Here is a 20,283-nt window from a genome sequence, read left to right on the forward strand (position 1 = left end):
GGAAGGATTCCGAAGGGAGGTTACAACGATATGATCCAACAAGAGAGTCGTTTAAAAGTTGCAGACAACTCTGGTGCTCGTGAAATTCAAACTATTAAGGTGTTAGGTGGTTCTGGACGTAAGACTGCTAACATCGGTGACGTCATCGTTGCTTCGGTAAAACAAGCAACACCAGGAGGCGTTGTCAAAAAAGGTGAGATTGTAAAAGCAGTAATTGTACGTTCCAAGAGCGGAGCTCGCCGTAAAGATGGTTCTTACATTCGATTTGATGAGAATGCTGCCGTAATCATCCGTGACGATAAAGGACCACGTGGTACTCGTATCTTCGGTCCGGTTGCTCGTGAATTGCGTGATGAGAAATTTATGAAAATCGTATCTCTAGCTCCAGAAGTACTATAAAGAATGAATCGCGTTGTTAAGGAGGTGCGTCAAGCATGCATGTAAAAAAAGGCGATAAGGTAATGGTCATTTCCGGTAAGGACAAAGGCAAGCAAGGCTCTGTACTTGAAGCTTACCCGAAAAATGAACGTGTACTAGTTGAAGGTATCAACGTCGTGAAAAAACACGCAAAACCTTCTCAAGATAACCCACAAGGTGGAATTCTAAACCAGGAAGCACCTATCCATGTATCTAATGTAATGCCGATTGACCCGAAATCAGGCGAACCAACACGTGTTGGATACAAAGTGGAAAACGGAAAGAAAGTTCGTATCGCTAAAAAATCTGGTGAAACGTTAGGTAATTAATTAGCGACGAAAGGAGGGCCATACGATGAACGAACTACAGAATAAATATAATGAAGAAGTTGTGCCATCTTTGATGGAAAAATTCAATTATGACTCTATCATGGAAGCACCTAGAGTTGAGAAGATCGTAGTCAACATGGGTGTTGGTGATGCGGTTCAAAATGCGAAAGCATTGGACACTGCTGTTGAAGAACTATCACTTATCACTGGTCAAAAACCAATGGTAACACGTGCGAAGAAATCAATCGCTGGCTTCCGCCTTCGTGAAGGAATGCCAATCGGTGCGAAAGTTACTCTTCGCGGTGAGCGTATGTACGAATTCTTGCAAAAGTTGATTGCTGTATCTTTGCCACGTGTACGTGACTTCCGTGGTATTTCCAAGAAAGCATTCGACGGCCGTGGAAACTACACGCTTGGTGTAAAAGAACAATTGATTTTCCCAGAGATTAACTATGATAAAGTCAACAAAGTGCGTGGAATGGACATCGTTGTAGTAACTACAGCGAACACTGATGAAGAAGCGCGTGAACTCTTAGCTCAGTTTGGCATGCCGTTTCAAAAATAATGAGCTAACAAAGGAGGGAAAATTGTGGCTAAAAAATCAATGATCGCGAAACAAAAGCGACCGCAAAAGTATAAAGTTCAGGAATATACACGTTGTGAGCGTTGTGGACGTCCTCATTCCGTACTACGCAAATTCAAACTTTGCCGTATTTGCTTCCGCGAACTTGCATATAAAGGACAAATTCCTGGCGTCAAAAAAGCTAGCTGGTAAAGACCCCGATAGGGAAGGAGGTAACAAGTTATGACAATGACAGATCCGATTGCAGATATGCTGACACGTATTCGTAATGCCAACATGGTCCGCCATGAGAAGCTAGAACTTCCAGCTTCAAACTTGAAGAAGGAGATCGCTGATATCCTTAAGCGTGAAGGTTTTGTACGTGATTTCGAGTATGTAGAAGACAATCATCAAGGTGTTCTACGTATTTTCTTGAAATACGGACAAAACGACGAGCGTGTAATCACTGGACTGAAACGTATCAGTAAACCAGGATTGCGTGTTTACGCTAAAGCAGAAGAGCTACCAAAAGTCTTGAATGGCTTAGGTGTCGCTATCGTATCCACATCTAAAGGTGTATTAACTGATAAAGAAGCACGTGAGCAGGCTATTGGCGGCGAAGTGCTTGCCTATATCTGGTAATCTTAAAGAGAAGACAGGAGGTGCAAAGATATGTCTCGCGTAGGTTTTAAATCATTAGAACTTCCAGAAGGTGTTGAAGTTAAAAATGACAACAACACTGTTACAGTTAAAGGTCCAAAAGGGGAACTTACTCAAACGTTCCACGAGGACATGACAATTAAAGTTGAAGACAATGTTCTTACTGTAGAGCGTCCAAGCGAAAGTAAAGAACATCGTGCCCTTCATGGAACAACTCGCAGCCTGATCGGAAACATGGTTGAAGGAGTATCCAAAGGCTACGAAAAAAGTCTTGAAATCATCGGTGTAGGTTACCGTGCGACAAAGCAAGGTAACAAAGTGACCATCAACGCTGGTTATTCCCACCCTGTGGAAGTAGAACAGCGTGACGGTATTGAAATCGATGTTCCTTCCAACACGAAACTTGTTGTAAAAGGTATCGATAAAGAATTGGTTGGCGCTGTAGCTGCCAACATCCGTGCTATTCGTCCGCCAGAGCCTTACAAAGGTAAAGGTATCCGTTATGAAGGCGAATATGTACGTCGTAAAGAAGGTAAAACTGCTAAGTAAGGGCAAGTAAGCAACAGAAAGGAGTGACCTTGATGATCACTAAGCCTGATAAAAATGTGACACGTAAGAAAAGACATGCTCGTGTACGTCGCAGCATTTCTGGAACTGCTGCACGCCCACGTTTGAACGTATATCGCTCTAACAAGCACATCTATGCACAATTGATCGATGATGTGAATCAAGTGACAGTAGCTAGCGCTTCCACTAACGACAATGGTTTCGACCTTGAAAGCACTGGTAACGTTGAAGCAGCTAAAAAAGTCGGAGAACTGATTGCACAACGTGCACAGGACAATGGTTACAAAAACGTCGTGTTCGACCGTGGCGGCTATTTGTACCATGGACGTGTAAAAGCATTAGCAGAAGCCGCTCGTGAAGCCGGCCTTGAATTTTAATCGTTAAAGGAGGGACATATATGCGTACAAACATCGACCCTAGTAAACTAGATCTAGAAGAACGCGTTGTAACAGTCAACCGTGTAGCAAAAGTAGTTAAAGGTGGACGTCGTTTCCGTTTTGCAGCATTGGTTGTTGTAGGAGATAAAAATGGTCACGTCGGATTCGGTACTGGTAAAGCCCAAGAGGTACCAGAAGCGATCAAAAAGGCGATCGACGATGCAAAGAAAAACTTGATCAGTGTACCAGTCGTTGGTACGACTATTCCACATGAAATCCATGGACAATTCGGTGCTGGTAACATCCTATTGAAACCAGCTGCAGAAGGTACCGGAGTAATCGCTGGTGGCCCTGTCCGTGCCGTACTTGAGCTCGCAGGTGTAGGTGACATCCTGTCTAAATCCCTAGGATCCAACACACCAATCAACATGGTCCGTGCAACAATCAGCGGCCTTAATGAGCTTAAGCGCGCTGAAGATGTAGCTAAACTACGTGGAAAGTCTGTAGAAGAACTGTTAGGATAAGGAGGGAAATAACATGGCTAAAAAGTTGGAAGTTACCCTCACGCGCAGTGTGATCGGCAGACCTGAAGACCAACGTCTAACTGTCAAAACACTTGGCCTGAATAAAATTCGTCAATCTGTGGTACTTGAAGACACTCCATCCAATCGTGGAATGGTTAACAAAGTATCTCACTTGGTTGCAATTAAAGAAGTAGAATAAACATTAAGCGCAAAGAGGAGGTGCTCGCATGAAACTACATGAATTGAAGCCATCAAAAGGTGCTCGTAAAGAACGTAACCGTGTCGGACGCGGAATGGCGACAGGAAATGGTAAAACTTCCGGTCGTGGTCATAAGGGGCAGAAAGCTCGTTCCGGCGGTGGCACTCGTCCAGGATTCGAAGGTGGACAAATGCCATTATTCCAACGTCTTCCTAAACGTGGATTCACTAACATCCACCGTAAGGAATTCGCTATCGTAAACCTTGATGCACTTAATCGCTTTGATGAAGGCACAGAGGTTACTCCTGAGCTTTTACTTGAAACTGGCGTAGTAAGCAAAGAAAAAGCTGGTATCAAAATCCTTGGTAACGGATCACTTGATAAAAAACTTACAGTAAAAGCTCACAAGTTCTCTGCTTCAGCTAAAGAAGCAATTGAAGCAGCGGGCGGTCAAACTGAGGTGATTTAATGTTCCGGACAATCTCCAATTTTATGCGCGTGGGTGATATTCGGCGAAAAATCATATTTACACTTTTGATGTTGATCGTTTTCCGCTTTGGAACATTCATTCCCGTACCATTTACGGATAAGAATGCCATCAACTTCATGGATGAACAGAATGCCTTCGGTTTCTTGAATACTTTCGGGGGCGGCGCGTTGCAAAACTTTTCTATTTTTGCGATGGGGATCATGCCCTACATTACTGCTTCCATCATTATGCAGTTATTGCAAATGGACGTAGTACCTAAATTCGCAGAATGGAAGAAACAAGGGGAAGTGGGCCGGAGGAAATTGGCTCAGTTTACCCGTTATGGCACAGTCGTTCTTGCTTTTATTCAAGCTATTGGAATGTCCATTGGTTTTAACGCGATGACGCAAGGGCAGCTTATCCAGAATCCTGGAGTCGGCAAGTTTCTTGTTATTGCGTTAGTATTGACGGGTGGTACGGCATTCTTAATGTGGCTTGGTGAACAGATCACCGCTAACGGGGTGGGAAATGGAATTTCCATCTTGATTTTTGCAGGTATCGTAGCTGCCATCCCACAAGGTGTAAATCAACTATATGATCAGTACCTTGCTGATCCTGGTGAACAATTGTTTCTCAACCTCGTAATATTGGCAATCATTCTACTAGTTATCGTAGCTGTGGTGGTTGGAGTTATCTTTATCCAACAGGCACTACGCAAAATTCCAGTCCAATATGCCAAGCGTCTAGTGAATCGTTCACCAGTAGGCGGGCACTCCACGCATTTACCGATTAAAGTTAATGCTGCCGGAGTAATCCCGGTCATCTTTGCCATTTCCTTCATCATTGCTCCGCGGACAATCGCTGGATTCTTTGAAGGAAGCGAAATAGCCAGTACGATCGAATATATTTTCGATTATCAAAACTGGCCAGGGATGATCATTTATGTCGCTTTGATTATTGCCTTCACGTATTTCTACACTTTTGTTCAAGTTAACCCTGAACAAATGGCAGAAAACCTGAAGAAGCAAGGTGGATATATTCCTGGTATCCGTCCAGGTCAAAACACGGAAACTTATTTGACACGAGTCATGTATCGTCTAACTTTCGTCGGCTCGATCTTCTTAGCCGCCGTTTCGATTTTACCGATCATACTTGGGTCAGTGGCTAACCTGCCGCCTACCATTCAAATTGGAGGCACGAGCTTGCTCATCGTAGTAGGTGTTGCACTTGAAATGATGAAACAGTTGGAAAGCCAATTAGTGAAGCGTCACTATAAAGGGTTTATTAAATAAACATCCTTGGAAATGTTTCGAAGGGTGATCAACATGAGAGCGAGGGGAACAAGTTGAATTTAATTCTGATGGGTCTTCCTGGTGCCGGTAAAGGTACCCAGGCTGAAAAGATAGTCGAAAAATATAACATCCCTCATATCTCAACTGGAGATATGTTCCGTTTAGCTATCAAAGAAGGAACAGCATTAGGTAAAGAAGCAAAATCATTCATGGACAAAGGCGAATTGGTTCCTGATGAAGTAACCATCGGAATCGTGCGTGAACGTCTCAGCAAAGATGATTGTCAAAAAGGTTTCTTGCTGGATGGTTTTCCGAGAACAATCGCTCAAGCCGAAGCCCTGGAAAATCTTTTGAAGGATATGAACGAATCCTTGGATTATGTCCTTCATATTGATGTTCCAACCGATCAACTGGTAGAACGTTTAACAGGCAGACGTGTCTGCCCGACATGTGGTGCTACGTATCACGTCATCTACAACCCTCCTAAAGTGGAAGGCAAATGTGATAAAGATGGTTCCGAGTTGATTCAGCGTGAAGATGATCAACCAGAAACTGTCCGTAAACGTTTGGATGTAAATATCGAACAGACACAACCAATGTTGGACTTCTACAAGGACAAAGGCTATTTAGTAACAATTGAAGGTGACCAGGATATCAACCAAGTATTCAAGGACATCGACGAAAAGCTCGGAGGCTTAGCTAAATGATCATCACGAAAACACCACGGGAAATTGAAATCATGCGTGAAGCGGGCAGAATTGTTGCCCTGACGCACCGAGAGTTGAAAAAGCATATTCAACCAGGTATCACTACAGGAGAATTGGATAACATTGCTGAGCAGTTTATCAGCAGTATGGATGCAATTCCTTCCTTTAAAGGGTATAATGGTTTCCGTGGTAGTATTTGCGCCTCTGTCAATGAGGAGCTTGTTCATGGAATTCCGGGTGACCGGAAATTGAATGAAGGAGATATCATCAGTATTGATATCGGTGCAAAATACAAAGGATATCATGGCGATTCAGCCTGGACTTATCCGGTCGGTGAAATTGATGAAAAGACAGAGGATTTGCTGAAAGTTACTGAAACATCCTTGTTTAAAGGACTTGATGAAGCAAAACCAGGTGTACGCCTTTCAAATATATCGCATGCCATCCAAAGTTACGTTGAACCGTTAGGATACTCGATTGTCCGGGAATATGTAGGACATGGCGTCGGACAGGAACTGCATGAGGACCCACAAATTCCTCATTATGGACCTCCCAACAAGGGGCCGCGTCTGAAGCCTGGAATGGTATTGGCGGTTGAACCGATGGTGAATGCAGGTAAAAGGTACGTCAAAACACTTGCTGATAATTGGACGGTCGTCACGCAAGACGGTAAGATGTGTGCTCATTTTGAACATACTATCGTCATTACTGAAGAAGGTTATGAGATTTTAACCAAAGCCTAAGTGAAGGTGATCGTGATTGAACGAAACTGAGTCGAGTCCACGAATAGGTCAAGTTGTTCGTATTGTACAGGGACGTGAAGCAGAGCAGTATATGGTTGTCATTGATTTGCTTGACGATCGTTTTGTGCTGCTTGCTGATGGGGAGAAACGAAAGTTTGATCGACCAAAGAAAAAGAATCTGCAGCACGTGGAGCTGATGGATTTCGTTTCTCCAGAAGTCCAACACAGCCTTCTAGAAACTGGTCGCGTCACAAATGGTAAGCTGCGTTTTGCCGTAACGAAATTTATGAATGAAGTAGTGACTGATTTGAAGAAGGGAGATCAACTCGATGGCGAAAGACGATGTAATTGAAGTGGAAGGTACCGTCGTTGAGACTCTGCCAAATGCAATGTTCAAGGTAGAGCTTGAGAACGAACATACCGTTCTGGCACATGTATCTGGTAAAATTCGCATGCATTTCATTCGAATCTTGCCTGGTGACAAAGTGACGGTTGAACTTTCCCCTTATGATTTAACAAGAGGACGAATTACGTACCGTTATAAATAGCATGAAATGCTCCGATCTAAAAGGAGGTATGGATCATGAAGGTAAGGCCTTCTGTAAAACCAATTTGCGAAAAGTGCAAAGTTATCCGTCGTAAAGGTAAAGTAATGGTAATTTGCGAAAATCCTAAGCATAAACAAAAACAAGGCTAATTCTGAAGGAGGTGCACGTAACCTATGGCACGTATTGCAGGTATAGATATTCCTCGTGACAAGCGCGTCGTTGTTTCTTTAACTTATATCTATGGCATTGGTAAATCCGCTGCTAAAGAAGTACTGGCTAAAGCTGGTGTTTCTGAAGACACACGCGTCCGCGACTTGACTGAGGACGAACTAGCTAAAATCCGTAAAGCAATGGAGGACTTCAACGTAGAAGGTGACCTTCGCCGTGAAGTTTCTCTTAACATCAAACGTTTGATTGAAATCGGTTCTTACCGTGGAATCCGCCACCGTCGCGGCCTTCCAGTACGCGGACAGAAGACGAAGAACAACTCCCGTACTCGTAAGGGACCACGTCGTACCGTTGCGAATAAGCGTAAATAATCGTTAGATAAAGGAGGTAAATAAAACAATATGGCACGTAAAACTAACACTCGTAAACGTCGTGTGAAAAAGAATATTGAGAGTGGAGTGGCTCATATCCGTTCTACTTTCAACAATACGATCGTTACTATCACCGATGTCCAAGGTAACGCAGTAAGCTGGAGCAGTGCTGGATCCCTAGGTTTCAAAGGTTCCCGTAAGTCTACTCCATTCGCTGCACAAATGGCTTCTGAAGCTGCAGCTAAAGCAGCTCAGGAACACGGTATGAAAACTTTGGAAGTAACCGTTAAAGGCCCAGGTGCTGGTCGTGAAGCTGCTATCCGTGCACTTCAAGCTGCAGGCTTGGAAGTAACAGCTATTCGTGATGTTACACCTGTACCTCACAATGGTTGCCGTCCGCCAAAACGTCGTCGTGTATAATTTTACTGTATAGAATTTGTAACCCTGTCTATAATGGGTTATGATAGCTATTTAACAGCACCGCATGAATAACAGACAATACGAACGTTATTTGTTCTAAATCGGGGACTGCCTACCTGAGGAATTTCGGTTAGACAGGAGGTCTAACCGAGGTTTCGACGTTTTGAAGGAGGGTTTTGTTTAATGATCGAAATTGAAAAGCCGAAAATTGAAACGGTTGAGATCAGCGATGACGCCACATTTGGGAAATTCGTTGTCGAACCGCTCGAACGCGGGTATGGTACAACACTAGGTAACTCCTTACGTCGTATCCTACTATCCTCGCTTCCTGGCGCTGCTGTGACATCTGTTCAGATGGATGGGGCACTTCATGAATTCTCCACGATCGATGGGGTGGTTGAAGATGTAACGACTATCATTCTGAACCTGAAGAAACTGGCTCTGAAGATTTATTCAGATGAGGAAAAGACTTTAGAGATTGATGTACAAGGCGAAGGAAACGTTACTGCTGCTGACATTACGCATGACAGTGATATCGAGGTCTTGAATCCGGAGATTCACATTGCAACACTTGGTCCGAATGCCAGTCTGCAAATGCGTATCACAGCTGAGCGTGGCAGAGGATATCGCCCGGCAGAGGGGAACAATCACGAAGACCTGCCAATTGGAGTCATTCCGGTTGATTCCATCTTCACACCAGTATCACGTGTAACATACCAGGTGGAAAACACACGTGTGGGTCAGTCAGCTAATTTTGATAAACTTACGTTAGATGTTTGGACAGATGGAAGCATTCGTCCAGAAGAGGCTGTGTCTCTTGGTGCTAAAGTCTATATGGAACACCTCAATATCTTTGTCGGCCTTACTGATGAAGCACAAAAAGCGGAAATCATGGTCGAAAAAGAAGAGGACCAAAAAGAAAAAGTACTAGAGATGACTATCGAAGAGCTTGACTTGTCTGTACGTTCCTACAATTGCTTGAAGCGTGCGGGAATCAATACCGTACAAGAACTTGCTCATAAGTCTGAAGAAGACATGATGAAGGTCCGCAACCTCGGACGTAAGTCACTGGAAGAAGTTAAATATAAATTAGATGAACTCGGCCTTGGTCTAAGAAAAGACGATTGATCGATAGATTGCATCAAAGAGAGTCAAAACAAGGGAGGGATAATCAATGGCTAGAAAATTGGGTCGTACTACAGATCAACGCTTGGCGTTGTTGCGCAACCTGGCGACAGATCTAATTATCCATGAACGTATTGAGACGACTGAAGCCAAAGCGAAAGAGCTTCGTTCTGTCGTGGACAAAATGATCACACTCGGCAAGCGTGGGGATCTACACGCTCGTCGTCAAGCAGAAGCGTATCTATATAGTGCTTCAGCTGATGAAGAAGGAGATCAGACAGCACTACAAAAACTATTCTCTGACATCGCTCCACGCTATGAGGAGCGTCAAGGTGGTTATACTCGTGTACTGAAACTTGGCGAACGTCAAGGTGATGGCGCGAAAATGGCGATCATTGAATTAGTTTAATGAATAACAAGGGTGCAAAAGGGCAGGACGGAATCTCAGCTAGAGGTTGGTTCCAGCCCTTTTTTGTTTTGCACCTAACCAGCTATTTCCCTATAATTCTAGAAAAACGGACATTATTTCCGGGGAAATATTAGGTAAGTCGAGCAGAGGGGGAGCTAAGTTTGTCATATTTTATCGAGTTTAGAGACGTATCATTCCGCTATAGGGAAGACCAGCCCTGGGTATTAAAAGATGTAAGTTTTCATGTGCAATCTGATGAGTGGCTGGCCATTATCGGCCACAATGGCTCCGGGAAATCTACCATCGCTAAATTGATGAATGGCCTTCTTCTTCCTCAAAAGGGAGAGATCCTTGTCGACGGGGTGCAAGTAACTGAAGATACGATTTGGGAAATCCGCAAGAAAGTAGGAATGGTTTTTCAGAATCCTGATAACCAGTTTGTCGGTACGACGGTTAAGGATGATGTTGCCTTTGGCATGGAGAACCATGGTCTGCCACGAAAACTTATGGTGGAAAGGATCCAGACAAGCTTAGCTGCAGTAGGCATGAGCGATTATGTAGCCCACGAACCCCACCGTCTCTCTGGAGGGCAAAAACAGCGTGTTGCTATAGCCAGTGTGCTGGCTGTGGCACCTCAACTCATCATATTGGATGAAGCTACCGCTATGCTTGACCCTAAAGGCAGACTGGAAATTATGGAAACGATACGTAACGTGCAGGAAGACCAGGATCTATCACTCCTTACCATTACTCATGACCTCCAGGAAGTTGTAAAGGCAGACAGGGTAATTGTGATGAACCAGGGCAGCAAATGGTTAGAAGGCACCCCGCGAGATGTGTTTTCCGAAAAAGATAAATTACGGAATATTGGCTTAGATACTCCCTTTGTAACGAAGCTGGCTGCTGAATTATCTGCTGCTGGATTACCTATACAGCGTGAGCCATTAAATCACCAGGAGTTGTTGGAGGACTTATGGACATTACATTCAAAGATGTAAGTTATATCTACCAGGCTAATACACCATTTGAACATCGTGCTTTGAGTGGGGTGTCATTTCATATACCTTCCGGGTCCTTTGTTGCTGTTATTGGCCATACAGGCTCTGGTAAGTCCACATTGCTTCAACACTTGAATGGTCTCTTACGACCCACAGAGGGGAAAGTGATGATCGACGACTACCAAATCAGTGCAGGGGAAAAAACGAAAGATATCAAAAGCTTACGAGAAAAAGTAGGGGTGGTCTTTCAATATCCTGAGCACCAACTATTTGAGGAAACAGTTGCAAAGGATATCGGGTTTGGCCCATTGAACTTTAACGTGGAGCCTAAAGAAATCGAAAGAAGAACAGGTGAAGCCATTAAGGCGGTAGGTTTGCCGGAAGATCTTCTCCAGCGATCACCTTTTGATCTCAGCGGAGGGCAAATGAGAAGAGTAGCTATAGCGGGTGTGCTTGCCATGAACCCTGAAGTGCTTGTATTAGACGAGCCGACAGCTGGACTGGATCCAAGTGGTCAAAGGGAAATCATGGATATGTTTTCCCGCCAGCATAAAAACAACAACCTTACTACTGTTTTGGTTACGCACAGTATGGAGGACGCGCTCCGATATGCGGACCATATTATCATCATGAAAGATGGCGAAAAGTATATGGAAGGCGCTCCTTTGGACGTACTCGTCAATAAAGAGGAACTGCAAAGGGTACAACTGGATCTTCCGGAGGTAATCCAATTTTTGCATCAGGCAGAAAAGCAGTTCGGAAAAGCGATCCCCTACCAAAAACAAAGCATAGCACAATTAGCAAAGGAATTGACTGCTATTGTAAAAGGGGGAGAGAGCAATGGGTAGCAGCATGATCATCGGACAGTATGTACCAGGCAACTCGTTTATCCACCGACTTGACCCCCGGACGAAAATAACCATCATTTTTTTCTTTGTGTTGATCGTATTCTTTGCTAATTCTGTTATGAGTTACGGGTTATTGACGTTATTTGCAGTAGGAAGCGCGGTTTCAACAAGAATTCCTGCGCCTTACTTGATTAAAGGGTTGCTTCCTGTTTGGTTTTTGATAGTTTTCACTTTTATTCTGCACTTATTTGTTACAAAAGAAGGAGAAGTACTGTTCACTATTTTTTCCTTTGATTTTTATACAGGCGGAATCATTCAAGGTTTAGCTATTTCTTTGCGTTTCTTTTTATTAATCCTGGTGACCTCACTCCTGACGCTGACGACCACCCCGATAGAAATCACAGATGCGATTGAGGGGATGTTAGGGCCATTGAAGAAGATTCGTTTCCCGGTGCATGAGCTTGCGTTAATGATGTCGATCTCACTACGCTTCATTCCAACGTTGATGCAGGAAACAGAGAAAATTTCGAAAGCTCAGGCATCGAGAGGCGTCGACTTTCGTACAGGCTCTTTCAAAGACCGTATCAAGGCAGTGGTACCTTTGTTAGTTCCATTGTTTGTGAGTGCTTTTAAACGTGCAGAAGAACTGGCAATGGCGATGGAGGCAAGAGGATACCAGGGTGGTGAGGGAAGAACGAAGCTGAGGGAACTTCGTATCGGTAAGCTGGATACCTACACGTATATCCTTTTTATACTTTTGGTTATCGGTTTATTCTTGACCAGAGCATAGGATGGAGGAAACATTGTGCAAAAGTTAAAGGGCATCATCCAATATGATGGAACAGCATTTGCAGGTTATCAAATACAGCCTAACGGTCGTACCATCCAGGCCGAGATTGAAGCTGCCCTGCAGAAGATGCATAAAGGTCAAACGGTGAAGGTGACAGCCTCAGGACGGACCGATGCTGGTGTGCATGCGGTGGGACAAGTTATCCATTTCACTTCAAATCTTAATATCCCGCCTGAAGGCTGGAACCGGGCTTTGAATGCTATGCTTTCTGATGATATTCGTATAGCTGACATCCAATATGCCGAGGCAGGTTTTCATGCCCGTTATGACACCAGAGGAAAAGAATATCGCTATAAAGTATTGAATCAAAAGGATCCTGACCTGTTCAGACGCTATTATAGTTATCATGTTCCTCAGAAATTGGATGTAACAGCGATTAAGGAAGCATGCAGGTATCTGGAAGGGGAACATGATTTTACTTCCTTTTGTTCTGCCCGTTCTACAGTAAAAGGCGATAAAGTCCGGACGATCACTAAGGCTGAAATTCATCCGGAAGGAAATGATCTGGTATTTATTTTCCGGGGTACAGGATTTCTTTACAATATGGTCCGCATTTTGGTGGGTACTTTGCTGGAAATTGGAAAAGGAGAAAGAAAACCAGAAGAGATTATGGCTATGATTGAGGCGAAGGATCGAAGCGCAGCAGGCAAGACTGCACCGCCCCATGGTTTGTTTCTTTGGGAGGTTTTTTACTAAGCATTTTGAGGATCATAACTGGCAGCAGAAAGTTCAGCATTTCTTATATTTTATCGTTTTTCAATAATTTATAAAAAACAACTCTCCCTGGTGTAACATTTCCTTGACATTCGGGGTACAAGTATTATAATATGTTCTATGGCATTTTATTTCTATACCACGATTAGCCCCGGAAACTAATCGTATCGAGATAAATGAAGCTCTGTGAAACATTTAAACAATTCAGGAGGGAAACCGACATGCGCACAACTTTCATGGCTAATGAAGGTAACGTTGAACGTAAATGGTATGTTGTGGATGCAGCGGGTAAGACACTTGGTCGTCTTTCCAGCGAAGTAGCTGCTATCCTACGCGGTAAGCATAAACCAACTTATACACCGCACTTTGACACTGGTGATCACGTAATTATCGTCAATGCAGAAAAAATCGAACTTTCAGGTAAGAAACTTAACGATAAAATTTATTACCGTCACACAAATTATGTAGGCGGTTTGAAATCTCGTACAGCTAACGAAATGCGTACGAAATACCCTGAGCAAATGCTTGAAATTGCAATCAAGGGTATGCTGCCTAAAGGAAGCCTGGGACGTAAAATGGGTAAGAAGCTTCACGTGTATGCTGGCCCAGAGCACAAGCACGAAGCACAACAACCAGAAGTTTACGAACTTCGCGGATAATCTAAGGAGGTAATGAAGAGTGGCACAAGTACAATACAACGGTACTGGACGTCGTAAAAAGTCAACTGCACGTGTACGCCTTGTTCCTGGAAACGGCCGTGTAGTAGTCAACAACCGTGACGCGGAAGACTACTTCCCGTATGAAACCCTTCGTACAATTCTAAAGCAGCCTCTAGCTGTTACAGAAACAGAAGGTAACTATGATGTATATGTAAACGTTGATGGTGGTGGATTCACTGGCCAGGCTGGTGCTGTCCGTCATGGTATCGCTCGCGCCCTATTGCAAGCTGATCCTGACTACCGCACACCATTGAAGCGTGCAGGTCTACTGACACGTGACAGCCGCATGAAAGAGCGTAAGAAATACGGTCTTAAAGGCGCTCGTCGTGCACCACAGTTCTCCAAGCGTTAATTTTATATTGTTACTAAAGTCTCTGGTCTATTGCAGATCAGAGGCTTTTTTATATAATTTTTCAAGTAGCAGGAAAAGGTTAGACGAGCATATTTTACTGCTTTGTCCCATATAGTTGAAAGAGAATGTTATGGGAGAGGGTGGGAAAGACGTGTACCATCGTCTGAAAGTATTTACGTGGTTATGTGGGCTGGCATTATTGATTTTTTTAATTGCATATCCTGTTCAAGAAGCAAAAGATACATGGCAGACATGGTCGCTCCCATTAGCCGGAAAGGTGATTGTACTGGATCCGGGACATGGGGGAGTTGACGGAGGAGCGGAAGGGCCGGAGGAAGATAATGTACAGGAAAAAGATATTGCGCTTAATATCACCAAATACTTACAGGATTACCTCCAGCAGGGTGGGGCGTTAGTATATTTGACGCGAAGTGATGACCGTGATTTAGCAGCGGAAGATACAGACGGGTATTCGAGGAGAAAAACCGAAGATCTGCGGAACCGATTGGCATTCATTCATGAGAAAGAACCGGATATTTTTTTAAGTATACACTTGAATGCCCTTCCTGCTTCGGAATGGCGTGGTGCTCAGACTTTCTATTATCCTGACTTGGAGCAAAGTGAGCATTTGGCCAAGTTTATCCAGGCGGAAATCGTCCGTAACCTGGAAAATACAACAAGATCTGTACTCGCTATTAATGGCATGTATCTCCTCAAGCATTCTAATGTTCCAAGTGCACTAGTGGAAGCTGGCTTTTTATCGAATCCCCATGAACGGAACTTATTGAAAAAAGACAGCTATCAGCGAAAGATGGCAGCTTCTATTTATGAAGGCATTTTGCGGTATTCGAGTGAAGAAGAATATCCGGGTTCCAACTGACAGATTTCACCATCCTTGATGCAAATCACTTATTTCGTAAATGAAATATGTTATACTTGCAGTGATTGAAACAATAAAAAGGATGGTGAATCATACGTGTTGAATAAAGAAGAAGTACAAAAATTGCTTGATCCAATCGAGGATCCGTTTTTACATAAAACGTTAGAAGAAACCGGTGGCGTAGAAGAGATTAAAATCAAAGAAGAAAAGAACCATGTCAGTGTCAAAATCGGTATTGCCAAAACTAATACGGCAGAACAAATGCAGCTCCAACAGGAAATTGTAAACGTTTTGAAGAGTGCCGGCGCGGCTACTGTCGGTTTACGTTTCAGTCAGCTTCCAGATGAAGTTATTGAAAAGTATCAAGGCAGCGCTCAACAAGCCGAAGAGGCATCTCTGATGAATGGCCAGACAGGGACTACATTTATCTCGATTGCAAGTGGGAAAGGTGGCGTAGGGAAATCTACCGTAACTGTAAACCTTGCTATTGCTCTTGCGCGTTTAGGCAAGAAGGTCGGCATTATCGATGCTGATATTTATGGTTTCAGTGTACCGGATATGATGGGAGTAGAGGAGCGTCCTGTCGTGCGAGGAGAAAAAATTCTCCCGGTAGAACGATTTGGTGTGAAAGTCATTTCTATGGGCTTTTTTGTTGAAGACAATTCGCCTGTTATCTGGCGTGGTCCAATGCTCGGTAAAATGCTGACAAGCTTCTTCAAAGAAGTGGAGTGGGGCGATTTGGACTATCTGCTTCTTGATTTACCGCCGGGTACTGGTGATGTAGCATTAGATGTCCATTCTATGCTTCCATCCTCTAAAGAAATCATCGTTACGACACCGCATCCGACAGCAGCTTTTGTTGCAGCGCGTGCCGGTCAGATGGCTATCCAGACGGAACATGAAATCCTTGGGGTAGTGGAAAATATGGCTTACTTTGAAAGCCAGGTGACAGGCGATAAAGAATATGTATTCGGACGTGGCGGAGGAGACAAGCTTGCAGAACAGCTGAAAACAGATGTGCTCGGTCAAGTTCCTCTGCGCCAGCCGTTTGAAGAAGAAGATATTTTTGCTCCATCGGTTTATCAGGAAGACCATCCAACGGGACAGATTTACCGGAATGTAGCAGCAAAGGTAATTGATCGTACGTCCTGATATAACAAAGGTCACGTTATCCCGCAGAAGGGAAACGTGACCTTTTTCTATAGGAGAAGAAGCGAAACAGATACGTATTGGATATTACTCCGTCGTACCTCCGCCACCTTCACCTCCACCGCTGGAACCGCCTTCCTGGGATTGCCCGCCTTGGCTTTCGCCTCCGCTTTGCCCACCTTCTTGCATTTTTTCAGCGGCTTTTAGCAAAGTTTCAGTCATTTCTGCTTTAAACAAAGGACTGTTCAGGGTTTCTTGAATAGTTTTCTCTAAATGCTCACGGAATTTTTGTCCTTCTAGAACGGTTTGCACCTGCTCGACCATTTCAGGGTTCTGGAAAACATCGATGAGGAGTTTCTGGTATTCAGAATCCTTCATCAACCCCTTCAGCAGTTCCTCATGTTCTTTTTTCATCGAGTCGGCAAAACCTTTAACAAACTTTGGATCTTCAAACATTTTTGTCCAGAATTCCTGGCCTTTTTCAGAAGTCAATGCCTGATTGACAGCGTCAGAGACCACCTCGGATTCGAGAGCCATCGCCTGCTGCATTTTTTCATCAGATAATACTTCTGTCATGGCTTTTTTACCATCATCGGACTTTAATATATCTACAACCATTTTTTTAGTGGTGTCGTAATCGGCTTGTTCACTTCCAGAGGAATTCCCTGCACATGCGGTGAGAAACAATGCAAATAATCCTATGAACAATAAGCTGCGTTTCATGGACATTTGGAATGTCCCCTTTCTTTGTCCTATTATTTATTAATATGGGGAAACGGGAGAAAAATATTCGCGCTAACACTAAGGAAAAAAACGGGTGTTCATGATAAAATACCAAAGGAAAGGTTATAAGAAGATTAGGGGGATACATCGTGACAAGTCGTAAATGGGTGCATCTTTTTTGGACGACTTTAGTACTGGGCGGGGCACTGACACTTCTGACCAGCTTTGTTGTCAAAGCGGATGCTTATGCACAAGTATTACAGCCATTCGATTTTTTTGAGCTAATCGGGCTGTTGTTATTTTTCTCAGGATTAGGTTTTATATTCAGTATTATCAGTCAAATGGGCTTTTTTGCGTATTTGACCGTCCATCAATTTGGCTTAGGTATGTTTAAAGGCTTATGGCCTGCGATCCAGGTGTTTCTAATTGTTTTCACCTTGTTTGATCTTGTTTATTTCCGTTACCAGGCAGCTGGTGAAGGTGCTTCTTTGTGGCCTTACCTGCTTACAGCATTTGCCTTGTTGGCAGTCAGCTATGTGGTGGCTCATATAAAAAGAAAAGAAACCAACAGCAAGGCATTTGTCCCCGCTTTATTTTTTATGGTAGTAGTGACTACCGTTGAATGGGTGCCTGCTTTACAATCTGAAGGCCAGGTTTATGTATGGCTGATGATTATTCCGCTTCTTGCATGTAATGCTTATCAGTTATTACTACTCCATCGCTTGAATAATAAGGAGCCGAAACGTAAATAATGAAAAGCCGGACATTTGGTTGTCCGGCTTTTTTATATTTTAAGAAAAATTTGTATAAATACTTGGCGATAAGCCAATTTTTTCTAATTAGTTTATTTCTTGTGCGTTCGCTTCGCTTCCTGCCACCAGATCCGTAACTCTGACGAACTTCAATCCTTTTCCTTTCAATCCCGGTAAAATTGTATCTAACGCCTTAGGGGTTTGCTTAGCTGAATCCGAAGCATGAAGGAGGATAATATCCCCTTTGGAACTCTTACTCATTACATGATCGACTATATGCTCCGTTCCTGGATTCTCCCAATCCCTCGGGTTTATACTCCATTGAACCACGTCATACCCTTTTTCGTCTGCAATTTCCAATACTTCTTTATTAAAGTGACCATGAGGAGGGCGCAAAAGAGTGAGGTCCTCGTATCCCAGTTTATCGAAAATTTCTTTTGCGTAGTTCAGGTCTTTTCTTACCTGCTCCGGCTTTTGTTCCAGGTAGCTTGTATACCGGTAACCCATCATTCCGATTTCGTGTTCTCCTTCGTTAATTTTCTTCATTAATTCCGGATGCCTTTCAGCCCATTCTCCGCTTACGAAAAAAGTGGCCTGCACATCATGATCAGCTAATTGTTTCAACACTTCATTCACCTTTTCAGTACCCCAGCTTATATTGAACGTCAAGGCGACGGCAGCTTGTTTGTCATCTCCTTTGCTTAAAGCTTCCGGGCCATTTTCGCTTGAAAAAACAGACAGGGAATTAAACTGACCAATCCATAAGAATAAGGCACAAACCAAGGCTAAAAGTACAATGATGGCATATCGTTTTATTGTTTTAAGCTGCCATACAAAAAAATGCATACAACCCCTTCTTTCCAAGTGGACTTGCTACATTCTATGTTCAATTAGGCCAGGCTATGCGATTCGGTAATTTTTTCTAATAAATAATTGGAATAAGGGAACAATGTAAAGACAATCTTTCAATGAGGTGATCTCGTGCTTGGTTTGTTGATGAACGAAAATGAAAGAGAAGAAATAGAATATCTAATTAAAAGAGAAATGGACGAGCTTTTGTTCGACTTAGATGACCACCGCATCGATCATATGGTTAAGCGTGCAATGCAAGAACGGTATCAATTGCTTTTTCAATTGTTCAAACGTGTTGCCAGCCATCATGAATGTTTGAAGTACATGCCCAGGAAGAAAAAACAGCAATAAGAAAGAATATGTTATATTCAATATAGAAGAACAACAGGAGTTAGTAAGGGAGTGGGGAACATGAAAGAGATAAGAGGAGTTCTGTTCGACTTGGATGGTGTGATCACCGATACTGCTGAATATCACTTCGAAGCATGGAAGAAGCTTGCCGAAGAGTTGGATATATCATTTGACCGGGAGTTCAATGAGCGGTTAAAAGGTGTGGGCAGGATGGAATCATTGGAATTGATTTTAAACCACGGGGAAAAAGAATTATCAGAATCGGAAAAAGAGCATTTTGCCTCTAAGAAAAATGATCATTATAAAACTATGATTGCTAATATCACGCCAAATGATTTACTTCCGGGTATCCTCGAGTTCATGGAAGAAATAAAAGAAGCTGGTATTAAAACTGCTCTTGCTTCATCCAGTAAAAATGCGCAGGTAGTAATTGAAAGGCTGGAAATCACTCACTTACTCGATGAAGTCGTGGATGCAGCTAAGCTGGAACGCGGGAAACCTGACCCGGAAATTTTCCTGAAAGCTGCTGAACAAATTAATGAGCCGGAAACTGCGTGTGTAGGAGTAGAAGATGCCCAGGCAGGGGTAGACGCAATTAAAGCAGCTGGTATGTTTGCGGTAGGGGTCGGCAGTTACCTGGAAAAGGCTGACTGGATTGTGGAAGAAACCAGCCAGCTTGAATTAAAAAAGTTACAGGCTAAAATTCAATAACTCACGCGGATAGAAGTTGGGAGCTGATGCTCCCTTCTTTTTTATTGGATCATCATATACTCCAAAACGACAAATTTCATTTTTTATAAAAAAGTTTAAAAACACTATTGCATAAATTATAATTTATATGCTATATTTATCTCTGTTGTCGGAAAAACAACCGAAGCCAACAAATTACAACAAAAAACTTGTAATAAATTGTTGACAACGATTCGCGGCCATGATATATTAATATTCGTCGCAAAAACGACAAACAACAATTTGATCTTTGAAAACTGAACGAACCAACCAGTACGTCAATACAATTTCTTCATTATATGAGGAAATGAACAACGCACTTTAGCAGTGCAAACATGAGCTATTCAAACTTACTTTTATGGAGAGTTTGATCCTGGCTCAGGACGAACGCTGGCGGCGTGCCTAATACATGCAAGTCGAGCGCGGGAAGCAAGCGGATCCCCTTCGGGGGTGACGCTTGTGGAACGAGCGGCGGACGG

General features: G+C 43.3%; 33 protein-coding genes and 1 rRNA gene. 32 read left to right on the plus strand and 2 right to left on the minus strand.

Going from position 1 to position 20,283, the window contains the following annotated elements; all coding sequences use genetic code 11:
* Positions 1-30 precede the first annotated feature (30 nt).
* From rplN to B9Y67_RS00635, 28 genes are all read left to right on the plus strand, one after another.
* Positions 31-399 (plus strand): 50S ribosomal protein L14, encoded by a 369-nt coding sequence (gene rplN / locus B9Y67_RS00500; protein WP_062438301.1) that lies wholly within the window; start codon positions 31-33, stop codon positions 397-399.
* A 35-nt stretch (positions 400-434) separates the two neighbouring features.
* Complete coding sequence (gene rplX, locus B9Y67_RS00505; protein ID WP_062438304.1) at positions 435-746, plus strand: 50S ribosomal protein L24; 312 nt, start codon at positions 435-437, stop codon at positions 744-746.
* Positions 747-771: 25 nt separating this feature from the next.
* A complete protein-coding gene (rplE, locus tag B9Y67_RS00510) occupies positions 772-1,311 on the plus strand; it encodes a 50S ribosomal protein L5 (protein WP_085504877.1) in 540 nt (179 codons plus the stop codon).
* A gap of 24 nt (positions 1,312-1,335) precedes the next feature.
* Complete coding sequence (locus B9Y67_RS00515) at positions 1,336-1,521, plus strand: type Z 30S ribosomal protein S14 (RefSeq protein ID WP_082411863.1); 186 nt, start codon at positions 1,336-1,338, stop codon at positions 1,519-1,521.
* Between the two features lie 30 nt (positions 1,522-1,551).
* Entirely contained in the window at positions 1,552-1,950 is a 399-nt protein-coding gene (gene rpsH, locus B9Y67_RS00520; protein ID WP_062438311.1) for a 30S ribosomal protein S8, read from the plus strand.
* Positions 1,951-1,980: 30 nt separating this feature from the next.
* Entirely contained in the window at positions 1,981-2,517 is a 537-nt protein-coding gene (rplF, locus tag B9Y67_RS00525) for a 50S ribosomal protein L6 (RefSeq protein ID WP_085504878.1), read from the plus strand.
* Between the two features lie 32 nt (positions 2,518-2,549).
* Entirely contained in the window at positions 2,550-2,912 is a 363-nt protein-coding gene (gene rplR, locus B9Y67_RS00530; protein ID WP_085504879.1) for a 50S ribosomal protein L18, read from the plus strand.
* A gap of 20 nt (positions 2,913-2,932) precedes the next feature.
* Positions 2,933-3,436, plus strand: coding sequence for a 30S ribosomal protein S5 (gene rpsE / locus B9Y67_RS00535; protein WP_028781729.1), 504 nt, complete (start codon positions 2,933-2,935; stop codon positions 3,434-3,436).
* 13 nt (positions 3,437-3,449) lie between these two features.
* Positions 3,450-3,635 (plus strand): 50S ribosomal protein L30, encoded by a 186-nt coding sequence (rpmD, locus tag B9Y67_RS00540; RefSeq protein WP_062438321.1) that lies wholly within the window; start codon positions 3,450-3,452, stop codon positions 3,633-3,635.
* 28 nt (positions 3,636-3,663) lie between these two features.
* Positions 3,664-4,104 (plus strand): 50S ribosomal protein L15, encoded by a 441-nt coding sequence (gene rplO / locus B9Y67_RS00545; RefSeq protein WP_062438325.1) that lies wholly within the window; start codon positions 3,664-3,666, stop codon positions 4,102-4,104.
* On the plus strand, positions 4,104-5,396 hold the full coding sequence (gene secY, locus B9Y67_RS00550) for a preprotein translocase subunit SecY (protein ID WP_085504880.1): 1,293 nt from the start codon (positions 4,104-4,106) through the stop codon (positions 5,394-5,396). The genes rplO and secY overlap by 1 nt, the downstream gene beginning before the upstream one ends.
* 53 nt (positions 5,397-5,449) lie before the next feature.
* The gene (locus tag B9Y67_RS00555) at positions 5,450-6,103 is read left to right on the plus strand and encodes an adenylate kinase (protein WP_085504881.1); all 654 of its coding nucleotides are present in this window, start codon (positions 5,450-5,452) and stop codon (positions 6,101-6,103) included.
* On the plus strand, positions 6,100-6,846 hold the full coding sequence (map, locus tag B9Y67_RS00560; protein WP_085504882.1) for a type I methionyl aminopeptidase: 747 nt from the start codon (positions 6,100-6,102) through the stop codon (positions 6,844-6,846). The genes B9Y67_RS00555 and map overlap by 4 nt, the downstream gene beginning before the upstream one ends.
* Positions 6,847-6,862: 16 nt before the next feature.
* Positions 6,863-7,198, plus strand: a complete 336-nt coding sequence (locus B9Y67_RS00565) for a KOW domain-containing RNA-binding protein (RefSeq protein WP_085504883.1) — start codon at positions 6,863-6,865, stop codon at positions 7,196-7,198.
* Positions 7,176-7,394, plus strand: a complete 219-nt coding sequence (infA, locus tag B9Y67_RS00570; protein ID WP_028781736.1) for a translation initiation factor IF-1 — start codon at positions 7,176-7,178, stop codon at positions 7,392-7,394. The genes B9Y67_RS00565 and infA overlap by 23 nt, the downstream gene beginning before the upstream one ends.
* Positions 7,395-7,429: 35 nt before the next feature.
* The gene (gene rpmJ, locus B9Y67_RS00575) at positions 7,430-7,543 is read left to right on the plus strand and encodes a 50S ribosomal protein L36 (protein WP_003156543.1); all 114 of its coding nucleotides are present in this window, start codon (positions 7,430-7,432) and stop codon (positions 7,541-7,543) included.
* 24 nt (positions 7,544-7,567) lie between these two features.
* Entirely contained in the window at positions 7,568-7,933 is a 366-nt protein-coding gene (gene rpsM / locus B9Y67_RS00580; protein ID WP_085504884.1) for a 30S ribosomal protein S13, read from the plus strand.
* Between the two features lie 30 nt (positions 7,934-7,963).
* Complete coding sequence (rpsK, locus tag B9Y67_RS00585; protein ID WP_062438342.1) at positions 7,964-8,353, plus strand: 30S ribosomal protein S11; 390 nt, start codon at positions 7,964-7,966, stop codon at positions 8,351-8,353.
* Positions 8,354-8,536: 183 nt separating this feature from the next.
* Positions 8,537-9,481, plus strand: a complete 945-nt coding sequence (locus B9Y67_RS00590; protein ID WP_062438345.1) for a DNA-directed RNA polymerase subunit alpha — start codon at positions 8,537-8,539, stop codon at positions 9,479-9,481.
* Between the two features lie 46 nt (positions 9,482-9,527).
* Positions 9,528-9,887 (plus strand): 50S ribosomal protein L17, encoded by a 360-nt coding sequence (rplQ, locus tag B9Y67_RS00595; RefSeq protein WP_085504885.1) that lies wholly within the window; start codon positions 9,528-9,530, stop codon positions 9,885-9,887.
* A gap of 161 nt (positions 9,888-10,048) precedes the next feature.
* Positions 10,049-10,885: an energy-coupling factor ABC transporter ATP-binding protein gene (locus B9Y67_RS00600; protein ID WP_085504886.1), complete on the plus strand. Its 837-nt coding sequence runs from the start codon at positions 10,049-10,051 to the stop codon at positions 10,883-10,885.
* Positions 10,861-11,733, plus strand: a complete 873-nt coding sequence (locus B9Y67_RS00605) for an energy-coupling factor ABC transporter ATP-binding protein (RefSeq protein WP_085504887.1) — start codon at positions 10,861-10,863, stop codon at positions 11,731-11,733. Before B9Y67_RS00600 ends, B9Y67_RS00605 begins: the two co-directional genes overlap by 25 nt.
* On the plus strand, positions 11,726-12,523 hold the full coding sequence (locus tag B9Y67_RS00610) for an energy-coupling factor transporter transmembrane component T family protein (RefSeq protein ID WP_085504888.1): 798 nt from the start codon (positions 11,726-11,728) through the stop codon (positions 12,521-12,523). Before B9Y67_RS00605 ends, B9Y67_RS00610 begins: the two co-directional genes overlap by 8 nt.
* 15 nt (positions 12,524-12,538) lie before the next feature.
* Positions 12,539-13,279 (plus strand): tRNA pseudouridine(38-40) synthase TruA, encoded by a 741-nt coding sequence (gene truA / locus B9Y67_RS00615; protein ID WP_085504889.1) that lies wholly within the window; start codon positions 12,539-12,541, stop codon positions 13,277-13,279.
* Positions 13,280-13,518: 239 nt separating this feature from the next.
* On the plus strand, positions 13,519-13,956 hold the full coding sequence (rplM, locus tag B9Y67_RS00620; protein WP_062438365.1) for a 50S ribosomal protein L13: 438 nt from the start codon (positions 13,519-13,521) through the stop codon (positions 13,954-13,956).
* A 19-nt stretch (positions 13,957-13,975) separates the two neighbouring features.
* Positions 13,976-14,368, plus strand: a complete 393-nt coding sequence (gene rpsI / locus B9Y67_RS00625; protein ID WP_085504890.1) for a 30S ribosomal protein S9 — start codon at positions 13,976-13,978, stop codon at positions 14,366-14,368.
* Positions 14,369-14,498: 130 nt separating this feature from the next.
* Positions 14,499-15,248 (plus strand): N-acetylmuramoyl-L-alanine amidase CwlD, encoded by a 750-nt coding sequence (gene cwlD, locus B9Y67_RS00630; RefSeq protein WP_085504891.1) that lies wholly within the window; start codon positions 14,499-14,501, stop codon positions 15,246-15,248.
* Positions 15,249-15,344: 96 nt separating this feature from the next.
* Complete coding sequence (locus B9Y67_RS00635; protein ID WP_085504892.1) at positions 15,345-16,400, plus strand: Mrp/NBP35 family ATP-binding protein; 1,056 nt, start codon at positions 15,345-15,347, stop codon at positions 16,398-16,400.
* 84 nt (positions 16,401-16,484) lie between these two features.
* On the opposite strand, the gene gerD is transcribed toward B9Y67_RS00635, so the two are convergent.
* Positions 16,485-17,126 carry a spore germination lipoprotein GerD gene (gene gerD, locus B9Y67_RS00640; RefSeq protein WP_085504893.1) on the minus strand — a complete coding sequence of 214 codons (642 nt, stop codon included), beginning with the start codon at positions 17,124-17,126 and terminating at the stop codon, positions 16,485-16,487.
* Between the two features lie 143 nt (positions 17,127-17,269).
* On the opposite strand from gerD, the gene B9Y67_RS00645 reads away from it, so the two are divergent.
* Positions 17,270-17,872, plus strand: a complete 603-nt coding sequence (locus B9Y67_RS00645; protein ID WP_085504894.1) for a KinB-signaling pathway activation protein — start codon at positions 17,270-17,272, stop codon at positions 17,870-17,872.
* 87 nt (positions 17,873-17,959) lie between these two features.
* Here B9Y67_RS00645 and pdaB read toward each other — a convergent pair whose 3' ends face one another.
* Positions 17,960-18,718, minus strand: a complete 759-nt coding sequence (gene pdaB, locus B9Y67_RS00650; protein ID WP_085504895.1) for a polysaccharide deacetylase family sporulation protein PdaB — start codon at positions 18,716-18,718, stop codon at positions 17,960-17,962.
* Positions 18,719-18,853: 135 nt separating this feature from the next.
* On the opposite strand from pdaB, the gene B9Y67_RS00655 reads away from it, so the two are divergent.
* From B9Y67_RS00655 to B9Y67_RS00665, 3 genes are all read left to right on the plus strand, one after another.
* A complete protein-coding gene (locus B9Y67_RS00655; protein WP_085504896.1) occupies positions 18,854-19,075 on the plus strand; it encodes a hypothetical protein in 222 nt (73 codons plus the stop codon).
* A gap of 60 nt (positions 19,076-19,135) precedes the next feature.
* Positions 19,136-19,786 carry a beta-phosphoglucomutase gene (gene pgmB, locus B9Y67_RS00660; protein WP_085504897.1) on the plus strand — a complete coding sequence of 217 codons (651 nt, stop codon included), beginning with the start codon at positions 19,136-19,138 and terminating at the stop codon, positions 19,784-19,786.
* Positions 19,787-20,159: 373 nt separating this feature from the next.
* Positions 20,160-20,283 (plus strand): 16S ribosomal RNA (locus B9Y67_RS00665); the annotation flags it as partial.

The organism is Thalassobacillus devorans (genome assembly GCF_900176565.1).
Classification (GTDB): Bacteria; Bacillota; Bacilli; order Bacillales; family Halobacillaceae; genus Thalassobacillus; species Thalassobacillus devorans_A.

What these genes read in the sequence shown, in the direction of transcription:
- rplN (WP_062438301.1), top strand. Translation starts at nt 31, where the DNA reads ATGATCCAACAAGAGAGTCGTTTAAAAGTTGCAGACAACTCTGGTGCT.
- rplX (WP_062438304.1), top strand. Translation starts at nt 435, where the DNA reads ATGCATGTAAAAAAAGGCGATAAGGTAATGGTCATTTCCGGTAAGGAC.
- rplE (WP_085504877.1), top strand. Translation starts at nt 772, where the DNA reads ATGAACGAACTACAGAATAAATATAATGAAGAAGTTGTGCCATCTTTG.
- rpsH (WP_062438311.1), top strand. Translation starts at nt 1,552, where the DNA reads ATGACAATGACAGATCCGATTGCAGATATGCTGACACGTATTCGTAAT.
- rplF (WP_085504878.1), top strand. Translation starts at nt 1,981, where the DNA reads ATGTCTCGCGTAGGTTTTAAATCATTAGAACTTCCAGAAGGTGTTGAA.
- rplR (WP_085504879.1), top strand. Translation starts at nt 2,550, where the DNA reads ATGATCACTAAGCCTGATAAAAATGTGACACGTAAGAAAAGACATGCT.
- rpsE (WP_028781729.1), top strand. Translation starts at nt 2,933, where the DNA reads ATGCGTACAAACATCGACCCTAGTAAACTAGATCTAGAAGAACGCGTT.
- rpmD (WP_062438321.1), top strand. Translation starts at nt 3,450, where the DNA reads ATGGCTAAAAAGTTGGAAGTTACCCTCACGCGCAGTGTGATCGGCAGA.
- rplO (WP_062438325.1), top strand. Translation starts at nt 3,664, where the DNA reads ATGAAACTACATGAATTGAAGCCATCAAAAGGTGCTCGTAAAGAACGT.
- secY (WP_085504880.1), top strand. Translation starts at nt 4,104, where the DNA reads ATGTTCCGGACAATCTCCAATTTTATGCGCGTGGGTGATATTCGGCGA.
- map (WP_085504882.1), top strand. Translation starts at nt 6,100, where the DNA reads ATGATCATCACGAAAACACCACGGGAAATTGAAATCATGCGTGAAGCG.
- infA (WP_028781736.1), top strand. Translation starts at nt 7,176, where the DNA reads ATGGCGAAAGACGATGTAATTGAAGTGGAAGGTACCGTCGTTGAGACT.
- rpmJ (WP_003156543.1), top strand. Translation starts at nt 7,430, where the DNA reads ATGAAGGTAAGGCCTTCTGTAAAACCAATTTGCGAAAAGTGCAAAGTT.
- rpsM (WP_085504884.1), top strand. Translation starts at nt 7,568, where the DNA reads ATGGCACGTATTGCAGGTATAGATATTCCTCGTGACAAGCGCGTCGTT.
- rpsK (WP_062438342.1), top strand. Translation starts at nt 7,964, where the DNA reads ATGGCACGTAAAACTAACACTCGTAAACGTCGTGTGAAAAAGAATATT.
- B9Y67_RS00590 (WP_062438345.1), top strand. Translation starts at nt 8,537, where the DNA reads ATGATCGAAATTGAAAAGCCGAAAATTGAAACGGTTGAGATCAGCGAT.
- rplQ (WP_085504885.1), top strand. Translation starts at nt 9,528, where the DNA reads ATGGCTAGAAAATTGGGTCGTACTACAGATCAACGCTTGGCGTTGTTG.
- B9Y67_RS00605 (WP_085504887.1), top strand. Translation starts at nt 10,861, where the DNA reads ATGGACATTACATTCAAAGATGTAAGTTATATCTACCAGGCTAATACA.
- B9Y67_RS00610 (WP_085504888.1), top strand. Translation starts at nt 11,726, where the DNA reads ATGGGTAGCAGCATGATCATCGGACAGTATGTACCAGGCAACTCGTTT.
- rplM (WP_062438365.1), top strand. Translation starts at nt 13,519, where the DNA reads ATGCGCACAACTTTCATGGCTAATGAAGGTAACGTTGAACGTAAATGG.
- cwlD (WP_085504891.1), top strand. Translation starts at nt 14,499, where the DNA reads ATGGGAGAGGGTGGGAAAGACGTGTACCATCGTCTGAAAGTATTTACG.
- gerD (WP_085504893.1), bottom strand. Translation starts at nt 17,126, where the DNA reads ATGTCCATGAAACGCAGCTTATTGTTCATAGGATTATTTGCATTGTTT.
- pdaB (WP_085504895.1), bottom strand. Translation starts at nt 18,718, where the DNA reads ATGCATTTTTTTGTATGGCAGCTTAAAACAATAAAACGATATGCCATC.
- pgmB (WP_085504897.1), top strand. Translation starts at nt 19,136, where the DNA reads ATGAAAGAGATAAGAGGAGTTCTGTTCGACTTGGATGGTGTGATCACC.